This window comes from Egbenema bharatensis FJBBOT/2019, from assembly GCF_048077055.1.
Lineage (GTDB): Bacteria > Cyanobacteriota > Cyanobacteriia > Elainellales > Elainellaceae > Egbenema > Egbenema bharatensis.
Map to the genome: position 1 here is coordinate 2602246 of NZ_CP182236.1, position 12509 is coordinate 2614754.

Genomic DNA, 12509 nt, shown 5'->3' on the forward strand with positions numbered 1-12509 from the left:
TACATTAAATCATCTAAAAAGATTAACTTTTGTTCTGAGTTAAATTTATGAAGTGACGACAAGAATTTGTCCCTTATATACTTCTCAAGGTGAGATTAAGAGTAAAATCGATCGGTTATATTGATCTTTTACAAATACTCGATCGCATCAAAAATTAGCTACGAGAACACGGTTTCTGAAAAACACAGCATTTTTTTGGCATAAAAAACTTATCTAGGATTAATTACTTCAAACCTCCTCAGAGTGATCGATATTGAATTTGTTTCCATGTGAGAGTAAGGAGAAAACTTTCTCCTTGCGTTGGTAACTGAGGATACTACAACCTCAACTGATCAAGCAAAGTTGGGTGGCGATCGCCCCAAGGAGCAGCACGCTCAAATACCGCAGAAGCCTTGAGAACTAAGGGATCATCTAAGTGCCGTCCAATGATTTGTAGCCCAATGGGTAAACCGTCATCAGTCCATCCAACTGGTATGGTTGCCGCAGGCTGCCCAGTCATGTTGATGGGAAAGGTAAAAGCTAACCACTCAAACGGTTCGACCTGCCGACCATCAATGACTTCTGGTCCCTGAATTCCAATTTCAAATGGAGGAACAGCCAGGGTTGGGGTCAGTAGCAGGTCATACTGACGCATGAATTTCCACATTTTGTTATTGAGGGCTTTTCGAGCTAATACGGCGTTGGTAAAATCTTCTGCTGTCCATTGTCTGTTAAGGAATTCAACCAGATGGGGAGACATTTTATCTCCCAATTGCTCTGCCATTTTTCGCATTCCCACCAGGTCAGAATCCAACGCAACAAGTGCCCAAAACGTATCGTAGGGATTCTCCCATCCTGGATTCGCTTCCTCGACAATGCAACCCAATGCCTGCTCAAACACTTTCACCGCATTACCCACAATTTGTCGAACTTGCGGATCAACGGCTGCATACCCCCAATCGGGACTATAGGCAACTTTCAGCCCCTTAATGTCTCCCTCTAACACCTTCATCCAATCAAAATCGGCAGTGGGCAAACTGTGACGATCGCGATCGTCTGATCCTGCAATGACAGAAAGCATGAGCGCGCTATCAGCAACAGTGCGACTCATAGGGCCAATATGTTCTAAAGATTCCCAACTTGAAACTCCTGGATATCGCTCATCTCGACAACCGGGATATAGGGGAACTCTTCCCATTGAAGCTTTCATGCCATATAACCCGCAAAAGCTGCTCGGAATGCGGATTGACCCACCGCCATCACTGCCGATCGCAAACGGCACCATTCCAGTAGCGACAGCGGCTCCTGAACCGCCACTGGAACCTCCCGATGTTAATTCTGGATTCCAGGGATTGCGCGTTGTTTCAAATACCGGGTTGTGCGCTACACCGCTATAACCAAACTCTGGCACATTCGTCTTGCCCAGAATCACCGCACCTGCTGCCTTCAACCGCTCAACCACCACATCGTCTTCCTCTGGGACAAAATCAATGTAAGCCGCCGAGCCTGAAACCGTGTGGATTCCGGCAGTACAAACCAAATCTTTGATGCCGATGGGAACCCCAGCCAGTGGCCCCACTGCATGGCCCGCCATAATATCTGCCTCGATCTGTTTAGCAGTGGCGATGGCTAAATCCGGTGTTGGAGTACAAAATGCATGGAGTGCCGGTTCTAGCTGGCTCATCCGCGCCAAAGCCGCTTCCGTAACTTCAACAGGCGAAAGCGCTTTGCTTTGAATCAAGCGTGACAATGTAACTGCATCCAGACGGCAAATGTCATTCGCAGACACAGTTCTCCTCCTTTAATCAAAATAATTGTTTAACCGACTTTTAGCGTTCAACCGTCGCTGCCCTCGTCTCCTGATCTCGTTCAGATTTAACCGCTTGCTGACGATTAGAACCGGAACCAAACCATGAATAGAGAATTAAATAGGCTGCGAATGTGACAGCGATTCCTGCCACACCAAACAAGAAGTTGGGATAAGCTACATTGACGTAATACCCAGAAATGACACCAGCAATGACCGAAACGATCGCAGCCCAATTAAAGGGCAACCCTTCATCTGGCTCGAAATAGCGTCCCTGTTTAATGAAGTAATAATCTGCAATAATGGCACCGCCGATCGGTGGAACCAACAACCCCAAAAGAATTAGAAAGTTCACAATATTACCAATTAATCCTGTCGCTGCCGCAATCAGTCCGATCGTCATGCCAAAAACAGCCGCCGATCGCCACGTAAGGTTGCGAAAAGAATTGGTAAAACCCATCGTTGCGTTATACAGGCAGGCATCGCAGGTTGAGCCATTACTCAGGAAAGCAACAATGACCAGCGGAAGCACAACAAAGATTGAAGAGGAATCAAAGAAATACTCGACTTCTGGATTGTTAATTGCCGCAGAAATAAATGCGCCCAGCAGCATGAAGACACTATTCGCCAGCAGAAAAGCAACCGCTGTCACTCCAACCGCTTGTGTTCCACTTCGGGTATAGCGCACAATATCCCCCGTCATCGTTCCGCTAACGACAAACGTACTCCAGGTGAGGGCAACTCCTGTCATAAATGCCATTTCACCTGAGCCAGGACGCGAAAGAATATCAGAACCAGCCGGAACCACCTTCACGAATAAATAGTACAACGCGAAGATGATCATTCCCGGTAGCGCGATTTGCATATATTTCGACATCGATTTAACGCCAAAGACTGTAGGCATAGCATAAACGATACCGATTAGAATTGTGATTGCCACAAGACCTGCGGTTTGCTGTAAATCGAAAGCGGCTCGCAAAATATCTGCTGTTAACCAGGTTTGAAAGGCATACCAACCCGTTACCAGAAATGCCAGGATCAGTGTTGGCACGATCGCCCCTTTGGCACCAAAGACAGCTTTAACCATCAAGGGAAAGTTCAATCCCCACTTACCGGAGATGTAAGCCAGCAAGGACGAATAAATAAATAATGTAAAGTTACCCAACAAAATGGCATAGATAGCGTTGGGCATTCCCAGTCCCGTCTGAATTGTTCCGCCAATGACCGCGCAAATGTAGGCGATCGCAAATCCTGTCCAAATGAGCGCTGGATCTTTGAACCCCAGCCGTTTATGTAGTGGAACCGGTCGAGAATAGTATTCGTCACTCGATGCTGTATCTTCTGCAAACCAATGTCTCAAGGAACTCATCGATCTTCTCCTCAACTCCTCGGAATTTCCAGCCCATTCAGGTCAAATATCCAGAACGTTAAAATTATCTAACGTAGAGAGTAGCTCACTTCAACAACGAAGATGAGTCAGATATGGATGGACTTCAGGATAGGTCAATGAAGTGAAAAATATGGGAAAGAAATGGTGAAAAAGAGGTGAAGTTAATTTTTTGGGGGGTTCAATAAAATCTGTGCCAGTTGCTACAAAATCCAGGCTCAATGTATCTAAATTTTTGCACCTTCTTTTGAAGCCGATCGCGTTTTCTATTCCTATTAAAATTCATATTTCTATTGGAATACACTGCGCCAAGTGCGATCGTAGCCGAGTGCGATCGTATTTATATTTATCCACAAACTGCTGCTACTGGAATCCCGTAACTGCGCAGGAGGACAGCATTTTCCAGGGCAAGCTTGTAATGCGTTTGAAGAGTTTTGTTGCGATCGAGTTTTTACAATGGCAAAAATAGAGTTCAACCTTGCTTCAGCCGGTATCCAATGCCATGAATGGTTTCAATAAAATTACTGGGCGCGCCTGCCATTCTCAGCTTTTGGCGTAAGCTCTTGATATGAGCCTTAACAGTGTTTTCATCTGGAGATTCGTTGAAAGACCAAAGATGATCCACAATAGCAGAACGGCTGAGAACTCGTTTTCCACTTCCCAGGAAAAGCCGTAGTAAGCTAAACTCCTTTGGCGTAAGTCGTAGAGGATCGCCATAATAAGTTACTTCATAGGTATTGGGATCAAGGCACACCCCCTGCCATTTCAAAACGCTTTCCGAAACTCCCTGTCCCCGACGAAGTAATGCCCGGATTCTGGCAAGTAATTCCTTCAAATCGAAGGGTTTTACAACATAATCATCCGCCCCAGCATCCAAACCATCCACCTTGTCAGATTGAGTATCCCGTGCAGTTAGCATCAGTAGTGGAACTTGATGTCCCTGCATTCGCAACTTCCGACATAAGCTAATTCCGTCTAACTTCGGTAGCGTTAAGTCTAAGAGAATTAGATCATACGTCGTCGTTTGAAAATGCAGCCACCCTTTTTCTCCATCTCTGGCTACATCCACAACATAGCTTTGATCAGTCAATGCCTCTGCCAATGCCTCTGCTAACTTAATATCGTCCTCGACTAAGAGAATTTTCATGACCGACACTACCCAACACAATACGATTTAATTGGTGAGGTTACTGACAGCGATACGCAGAGCATCTCGCAAAACGTCCAAAAAAATTGTAGCTATCAATACTTTTTTTGACGAACTGATCACGGATAGTTTGTGTGAAAGCTTGATAAATTGGCGATCCGAACCTGTCTAGTCATGGTGCAAGCGTCAGGCTAGTTTATACACTGTATGCGCTGTCTATCCTTATTTTCCCGCTATATTCCAGTTTTCCTTACCCTATGTGTAGGCATTGGGTTATCAACAATTGCTTCCATCAGTGTGGGGCAATGGGAGAAGGAAACAAAACAGCAACAATTTCAACGACGAGGGAGTGGACTGAGTATCCTTTTGCAGGAAGGAGTGGAAGAGTATACTCAACAACTTCTGACGCTGCGAAATTTTTATCGATCCTCAAATCGATTCAATGAAGACGAAGCCTTGTTTTTTACTGAGCAATTGATTTCATCGCGTAAAGGAATCTTAGCCCTGGGATGGTTTTCAAACTATACAGACGAAAAAGAACTCTTTGCAAGAAACTATCTAGTCGCGCAGGAAAAACAGTTGGCAAAGACAGAGGTTAAGTTTGTTCAGGATTCCAATTGTCAAAACATCTTAGAACAGGCGAAGGAAGCGGGCAAACCTTTCTTAACCCCTTGCTTACAAATGGAAGGTATATCTCAACATCCGTTGAATTTAGCTGTTATTATGCCAATTGATGAGCATGGATTAGGAGTAAATAAGAAAGATCATGCTAATTCACATGAATATGTATTTGGGATATTTCATATATCTGAAATAGTTGAAGAGCTTCTCAAAAACTTCAACTACGAAATCGATTTCTATATTTATTTACAAGATCTTGAACAAGCCTTTCAATACGGTGGACGTTATGATGCTAGGCATAAACGCTTTCTACCCATTACAGCAGAAATATTTCAGCAGGGAATACAAAATGAGATTTCGCCCTGCGCGTCTCTTCAAGCCTGTACGCATTCCTTGAATTTTATTGGACAATCCTGGTCGTTGACTCTGCTACCTTCACGTACCTTCACGGCAACTGAGCCAGTTTGGGGAGCAGAGGCATTATTGGCAATCGGGCTTCTTTTGACAGGAAGTCCATTTGTTTACCTTGCAATGTTGATGGCTTCAATGGATCGAGAACGAGAAATTGGGGAGCTAAAATTGCGCCTTTTTTCATTGGCTTCCCATGAGTTTCGTACTCCTCTAAGTACGATTCTGCTTTCTGCTCAATTATTAGAAGAAAGTGACTACTCCTGGCCCCTGAAAAAAAAGCAAAAAATCTTCACCGAATTCAGTCCTCGGCCATAAAAATGAATTATCTTTTGGCTGACCTTTTGACTCTATCGAGAGCGGAAGCAGGGAAGTTAGAATTTAAACCAGAGCAAGTTAACTTGCCAATGTTTTGCCATAGTTTGATCAATGAGGTGCAGAACAGCGCTGTCAAAACATCAAAAATCGTTCTTAGCGCGCAACAACTGGATTATGATGAAGTTTATTTAGATCCTACGTTAGTATCCCCTATCTTGAGTAATCTTCTCTACAATGCAATTAAATACTCTCCTTTAGAAAGTACTATTACTTTCTCGGTTTTCAGCACTAATCAGGAAGTTGTCTTTCTAGTAAAAGATCAAGGAATTGGGATTCACATCAGCGATCAAATGAACATTTATGAACCATTCTATCGAGGGAAAAACGCCCAAGAAATTGAGGGTACAGGGCTAGGGCTTTCGGTGGTCAAAACGTGTTTAGATTTACATCAAGGTCAAATATTTGTTGATAGCAAGGTCGGCTTTGGAACGGTATTCAAAGTTGTTCTACCCCTGACCTATCCTCAGCCTAAGAGTCGGGCATTGCGAAACTGGTAGCAGGATCTCGCCATTCAACAAAACGATTTTGGAAGATAAACGCTATCTATGCTTGAATCCGTCGTTTGGGTCTTTTGGAGATGTGCCAGTGCTGGCAAAGTAAGTAAACTTTTCTGTGAAAATGTTGATATTTGGAGTTTTCATGGCTTGCTCCCCTATGCCAACCCCATCCTAATCCACTCGCTGCAACGACGTAATTTTTGGATCGATAATTTTCTGCCCCAGCCCCGGAAACTTGATCGCCAGACAAATCTTATTGCCCGCCCCAAAAATATGCGTCACCTTGCCTTCCCCAAACGCCTTGTGCATAATTCGATCGCCCACTGACCAATCATCCGCATGGGTTCCCGGTGCATCTTCTGCCTGCTGGCGAATTTCCCGAACTGGAGTGGTCATCCGTTTTGGAATAGCATTCACCACACTACCCAGGAGCAGATCCTTCGGGAGTTCCCCCAGAAACAGGGACGGGCTGGCTGGTTCGCGGGAGCCATAGAGCCGACGTTCGCGGGCATAGCTGAGGAACAACCGCTCCTGAGCGCGAGTGATCCCCACATAGCAGAGCCGCCGCTCCTCCTCGATCGCCTTCGGATCTTCCAGCGATCGATAGTTGGGGAACAAGCCCTGCTCTAGTCCCACCAAAAAGACGATCGGGAATTCCAGACCTTTAGAAGAGTGGAGGGTCATCAGCGAGACTTTCGCCTGCTGTTGTTCATCTAAATTATCCAGATCAGAGGCGAGAGATGCATTTGCCAAAAACATCAGCAAATTGGACTCCTCGTTTTCCTCCTCAAATTGCAGCACCGCATTGTAAAGCTCCTGGACATTTTGCAGGCGATCGAGGGCTTCATCCGTTCCCTGTTGCCGCAGATCCGCTACATAACCCGAATCATCCAGAATTCCCTGGACAATCTGTGAGGCAGGCATCGCCTCCACCCGTTCCTGCCAGGATTGCAGCATCGCCGCAAAGGATAGCACCGACTTGGACGATCGCCCTGCCAGGGTTTTCACCGAGGTTTCGTCGCTGAGGATTTGCCAGAGAGGAATGTTGAGTTCCTTTGCCGCACTTTCCAGGCGATCGATCGTCGCTTTGCCGATGCCGCGTCGGGGGGTGTTGATAATCCGCTTCAGGCTAATGGTGTCATCCGGGTTCGCCAGGGCCCGCAGGTAGGCCAGTACGTCTTTTACCTCTTTGCGATCGTAAAACCGCAAACCGCCCACCACGTTATAGGGAACGGCGTACTTGACCAGAGCTTCCTCAAAGGCGCGGGATTGGGCATTGGTGCGGTAGAGAATGGCAAAACTGCCGTAGTTGAGCTTGGGATCAGTCAGTTCCAGTTGGCGGATCTGATGCACCACAAAATAGGCTTCATCGGTTTCATCATCCGCCCGATGGCAATAGATCGTTTCTCCTTCCCCCCGTGTGGCCCGGAGGATCTTATCGATCCGTTCCGTGTTGTTTTCGATCAGTTCATTGGCCGCTTGCAGAATATTAGCGGTCGATCGATAATTCTCTTCCAGCTTCACCATGGTGCGCGTATCGTCGTCCGGCAAGCCATCACCAAAGTCCTGCTGGAAGTTCATCAGAATGGTAAAATCGGCGGCTCTAAAGGAATAGATCGACTGGTCGGCATCACCCACAACAAAAATCGATCGATAATTCCAATCATTGAATTGCAGCGTATCAACTCCGTTCGTAACCAGTAACCGAATCAAGTCATATTGGGTTCGATTAGTATCCTGATATTCATCCACTAGAATGTGGCGAAAGCGTTTGTGCCAGTAGGCTAAAACCTGTTCATTCTGACGGAAAAGCTGCACCGGGATCAGGATCAGATCATCAAAGTCCAGGGCATTATTGCTGGCCAAGCCTTTTTGATATTCAGCATAGACATTGGCGATCACCCGCCCTCGATAGTTGGGCTGCTCCCGTTCCACCTCTTCTGGTGACAAGCCCTGGTTTTTGGCATTGCTGATGGCGTAACGAATCGATCGCGGCTCAAACTTTTTGTCATCCAGGTTAAGCTGATTCACGACAATATCTTTGACCAGACTTTGGGCATCTGATTCATCCACGATCGAGAAATTTTTCGTCCACTGATTCCCTTGCGGACTCTGATACTTCTCAATATCAAACCGTAAAATTCGAGCGCAGAGGGCATGGAACGTACCAATCCACAGTTCCTTTGTAATGTTCTTATAAACACTCGATCGCAGCCGCGTTTGTTCCACCGGAGCCAGATCCGCCCATGCCTTACCGTGCTTTACCCAGGCTTGCTGTTCGGCAAATAGTTTCTCGATCCGCTCCTTCATCTCCCTGGCCGCTTTGTTGGTAAACGTGACCGCCAGGATATTTTCGGGATCAACCCTGTGGGTCAACACCAGATTGGCAATTCGATAGGTTAATGCCCGCGTCTTACCCGATCCCGCTCCTGCAATGACCAGAAGGGGCCCACAGTAATGTTCTACGGCTTGACGCTGGGAAGGGTTGAGGTGGCTGAGGAAATCGATCGCTTGGGTCATGGGAGGTTTGAACTAAGGCTAAACGCTGGAAGCTGTAAGGTGGGGATCAGGGCGAACACAAGCATCGCAGCAAGGACTCAGCCATTCTCTTCTATCCTGATCATCTTCAGCCCATTAGTTAAGCGTATCGTATCTGTTGAAGACTTGAGCATTGAGAGGCTTGCAGCGTTGTAGGCGCACCAGACCCAAACTTGTAACAATTTTTTTAAGATACTGGATTTCCCAGACTTCAGCAGTTTATAATCCGCTACTCTATATATCCACGTGTTCTGAGCCAGTGGTTCTGAGCCAATTCTTGAGATAAACATGTCGATATTTTAATAGGGTTGCAATTTTTCCGTTCTAGGATATACTCTATATGCGTTAATCGCAAAATAATTGAAACGCTACATATGGCGTAGTCTATAGAAAGGTAAAAGCATAGTATCAGAGCTTCAAAGCTCTCCGAGTCAGGGGTTCGCGTATGTCTGCGCTGTTGTGCGATCGCCTAGTTGCGATGGTCAGCTTGTCTTGTCTGGCGAGTGATTTTAAGGTTTTATTCAGGTTTAATTCCTTTTATCTCGAAGCTGAATACCCTATATTGAACAGTGCTGACCCAAATCAATGGAAGCCCCTTACGGTTTGGCTCTGATCAGTCGAAATGGTTGATCGGTGGATGCTCAGTGGGCAATGTTACATCAGCAGTTTTGGGTAACATTTCTCAACAGCTAGTTGCTTTTGTTCGTGGGTAAGAAAGTGACAGTTTCACGTCATTGATTTAATTTTTAATCGAGCGGTTTGCTCTGAAAAGTTGATGTATACTGTTCACTCGAAATCGGATTGGTTGGGGCTAAGTAGGGTGCTGAAATTAGTGGTATCTTTGGGTTCAAGCCAACAGCCAGAGCTTTCTGATGTTCTCCAAGGGCGTTTAAACTGGAAGTTTTGCAAATTTAAGGTTTAATTTTCCAGAACGCTTTACAATTTTCTTCTCTATGTTTGGTGCCTGCTGGTCAAAGAGTATTTTTTACTAGGCTGGCCTTAGGTGTTTCAAGATAACCCTAGTTGTGACGGAGCGTGAACTGTGAATACTATCTTTTCCAAGCTGAAGGATTTTGTTGGACTGAATGATCCAATGGAATATGAATACGAATATGCCGAAGTAGACGGAGAAGACTACCAAAACTTGTATCAGGAGGAGCATCCCCAACCCCCGATCGTTCAAGAGGAAGAACCGCGTCGTCGTCGATTACGCGATCGCCCTACCCTCTCAACTGAATCATTTTCGTCGTCCCCATCATCGTCCTCATCATCATCATCATCTGGAGTCGGAGCTGTGAATAATGTGATTGGAATGCCCGGTGCAGTGAACGGAATGTCTGAAGTGGTTGTCATGGAGCCTCGTACATTCGAGGAAATGCCTCAAGCCATTCGCGCATTGCGGGAACGTAAATCAGTGGTGTTGAACCTGACGATTATGGATCCAGATCAAGCTCAAAGAGCAGTAGACTTTGTAGCTGGTGGCACCTATGCGATCGACGGTCATCAAGAGCGGATTGGGGAAAGCATCTTCCTCTTCACGCCGAACTGTGTTCAGGTCAGCACGCAACAGAATGGCACTGAGCCCATCATGCAGCAGCCCCCAGTTCGCACCCCACGTGCCACGCCGACTCCAGCCTGGACTTCTGAACAAGTCAGAATGGCATGAACTCAGTTTAGTCACGCCTGACAGCAATCCTGTTTCAAGTAAACGATTTTTTGGATGAGGTGATCCGCACTCAGATAAAAATTCGTTTATGTTTGCAGGGTTGCTGTTATTCATTGCAGTGGATCCTGAAACATTATCAAGAGGAAGACGATCGTTGACTGTACGACTGGGTGTGATTGGGGGCGGAATGATGGGGGAAGCCTTGCTATCCCGCCTGATTGCTCAACAGATCTATGCGCCCGCTGAAATTATGGTGAGTGATCCCACGGCGCAACGACGGGATTTGCTGGCACAGCAATATGGTGTGTCGGTGGTGAGCGAGAATCAAACCGTTGCAGCGGAATCAGAAGTTTTGTTGCTGGCTATTAAACCCCAGGTCTTTGATGCGGTCGTTTCAGTTCTGCGTTACGAAACTTCCCAGGATGTCAAAAATGATCCGAAGCAAGTAGTCATTTCAATTCTGGCAGGCGTTCCGCTTCAGCGTTTGGAGGCGGCTTTCCCCCATCAGCCCGTGGTTCGAGCCATGCCCAATACGCCCGCTACCGTCGGAGTTGGAATGACAGCTATTACCCTCGGTCAATCTGCTCGATCGGAACATCTTCAGATCGCCCAACAAATTTTCCAGGCGGTTGGAGAAGTGGTTGAAGTACCTGAGTCGCTGATGGATGCCGTTACCGGACTTTCGGGATCAGGCCCAGGATTTATTGCGGTCATGATTGAAGCGTTGATCGATGGAGGAGTGGCCGCAGGATTACCCAGATCGATCGCCACAACATTAGCTTTACAAACGGTGCGCGGAACGGCGGAATTATTACACTCCACAGGACTCCATCCGGCGGAACTGAAGGATCGGGTCACCAGCCCAGGAGGGACGACGATCGCAGGCATTGCCCATCTAGAAAAATCTGGGTTTCGCTCTGCTTTGATAGAAGCTGTCCGGACTGCCTATTTGCGTTCTCAGGAATTAGGGCAAGGTTAAGAACCTTTAATTATTGCCAACTCTAATCCTGAACCTGGCTTTTGCTGGGATGCTGCCAACGATCCATGACATCCTTAAACAAAACTTCTTCCACCCAAATTTTGACCACAACCGCCAGAGGTAACGCCATCAGTAGACCGAGTGGCCCAAATACGCTGGCAAAAAACACCTGGGCGGTTAATGTGAGGGCAGGTAAGAGGGAAACCTGCTTCGCCATGATAGTTGGTGTCAGCCAATAACTCTCAATATTTTGAATCACAATATAAAGAATCAAGACCGCGATCGCTTTCCAAGGGGCATCCAGTAAGGCGATCGTAATTGGCAAGACTGCACTCAGGGTAGGGCCGATGTTGGGAATCAGGTTGAGTAAGCCTGCCAACACCGCATGGGCTAAAACTAAAGGAACTCGAAGGGCCCACAATCCAACTCCGCTCATCACGGCAATGAAGACCATTTCAATCAAGGTGCCGATCGTCCATTGCCCCAACGATTCATGACATCGGGAAAGAATGCCATCCACTCGCTTGCGGTAAAAAGACGGGAATATGCGAATGAATCCCGACCGATAGGGATGAGGATTAATTAAGAGCATCAGAGCGATCGCCACAATTAAAACGACTTCTATGGCAACGCTAACGGTAGTCGAGAAAAAAGTGAGTGAACGGTTGAATAGCTGAGTGCTAACGGGTTGAATTTGGCGGATCAGTCGATCGAGTTCAAAATTTTCAGGGATAAACTGTCCCAGAAAGGTATTTTGCAACCAGCTTAACCAGCCTTCCAACTGCTCCAATCCTACAGGCAGAAGCAATACAAGCTGCTGAAACTGATCAATGAACGGTGGAACAATCAGGGCAATGACCACAAACAGCACAGCTACCACAATGCCAATACTCAGGCACACCGCTGCGGTTCGCGAAAGCCTTCGTCGTTGAAATCGCCAAACTAGCTGATTCAGAGCAGTTGCCAGAATCACGCCCGTAAAGAGTAGCAGTAGCAGTTGCCGAATTTGCCAAATAATATAAAGGCTAATCACAAACGCAATCAACCCTAACCACTGACTGAACTTCATTCATCCATCCCCTATGCACTTCAAAAAATCAAT

General features: G+C 46.5%; 9 protein-coding genes. 4 read left to right on the forward strand and 5 right to left on the reverse strand.

Annotation, left to right across the window (positions count from 1 at the left end; genetic code table 11):
• Positions 1-316 precede the first annotated feature (316 nt).
• The 3 genes from ACM1PF_RS12065 to ACM1PF_RS12075 all read right to left on the reverse strand — a co-directional run bounded on the left by ACM1PF_RS12065 (position 317) and on the right by ACM1PF_RS12075 (position 4320).
• A complete protein-coding gene (locus tag ACM1PF_RS12065; RefSeq protein WP_416674792.1) occupies positions 317-1768 on the reverse strand; it encodes an amidase in 1452 nt (483 codons plus the stop codon).
• A gap of 40 nt (positions 1769-1808) precedes the next feature.
• Positions 1809-3155, reverse strand: a complete 1347-nt coding sequence (locus ACM1PF_RS12070; protein ID WP_416674794.1) for a cytosine permease — start codon at positions 3153-3155, stop codon at positions 1809-1811.
• Between the two features lie 490 nt (positions 3156-3645).
• Positions 3646-4320, reverse strand: coding sequence for a response regulator transcription factor (locus ACM1PF_RS12075; protein WP_416674796.1), 675 nt, complete (start codon positions 4318-4320; stop codon positions 3646-3648).
• Between the two features lie 207 nt (positions 4321-4527).
• Here ACM1PF_RS12075 and ACM1PF_RS12080 point away from each other — a divergent pair, with 207 nt between their 5' ends.
• Together ACM1PF_RS12080 and ACM1PF_RS12085 are read left to right on the forward strand one after the other, a co-directional pair.
• A complete protein-coding gene (locus ACM1PF_RS12080; RefSeq protein WP_416674797.1) occupies positions 4528-5667 on the forward strand; it encodes a histidine kinase dimerization/phospho-acceptor domain-containing protein in 1140 nt (379 codons plus the stop codon).
• A gap of 2 nt (positions 5668-5669) precedes the next feature.
• Positions 5670-6224, forward strand: a complete 555-nt coding sequence (locus ACM1PF_RS12085) for a sensor histidine kinase (protein ID WP_416674798.1) — start codon at positions 5670-5672, stop codon at positions 6222-6224.
• A 171-nt stretch (positions 6225-6395) separates the two neighbouring features.
• Here ACM1PF_RS12085 and pcrA read toward each other — a convergent pair whose 3' ends face one another.
• Positions 6396-8744, reverse strand: a complete 2349-nt coding sequence (pcrA, locus tag ACM1PF_RS12090) for a DNA helicase PcrA (RefSeq protein WP_416674799.1) — start codon at positions 8742-8744, stop codon at positions 6396-6398.
• Between the two features lie 1060 nt (positions 8745-9804).
• Between pcrA and ACM1PF_RS12095 the strand changes: the two genes are divergently transcribed.
• Both ACM1PF_RS12095 and proC read left to right on the forward strand, forming a co-directional pair.
• Entirely contained in the window at positions 9805-10428 is a 624-nt protein-coding gene (locus ACM1PF_RS12095) for a cell division protein SepF (RefSeq protein WP_416674801.1), read from the forward strand.
• Positions 10429-10582: 154 nt separating this feature from the next.
• Positions 10583-11407 carry a pyrroline-5-carboxylate reductase gene (gene proC, locus ACM1PF_RS12100; RefSeq protein WP_416674802.1) on the forward strand — a complete coding sequence of 275 codons (825 nt, stop codon included), beginning with the start codon at positions 10583-10585 and terminating at the stop codon, positions 11405-11407.
• A 22-nt stretch (positions 11408-11429) separates the two neighbouring features.
• Here proC and ACM1PF_RS12105 read toward each other — a convergent pair whose 3' ends face one another.
• Positions 11430-12476 carry an AI-2E family transporter gene (locus ACM1PF_RS12105; RefSeq protein WP_416674803.1) on the reverse strand — a complete coding sequence of 349 codons (1047 nt, stop codon included), beginning with the start codon at positions 12474-12476 and terminating at the stop codon, positions 11430-11432.
• Between the last annotated feature and the right edge of the window lie 33 nt (positions 12477-12509).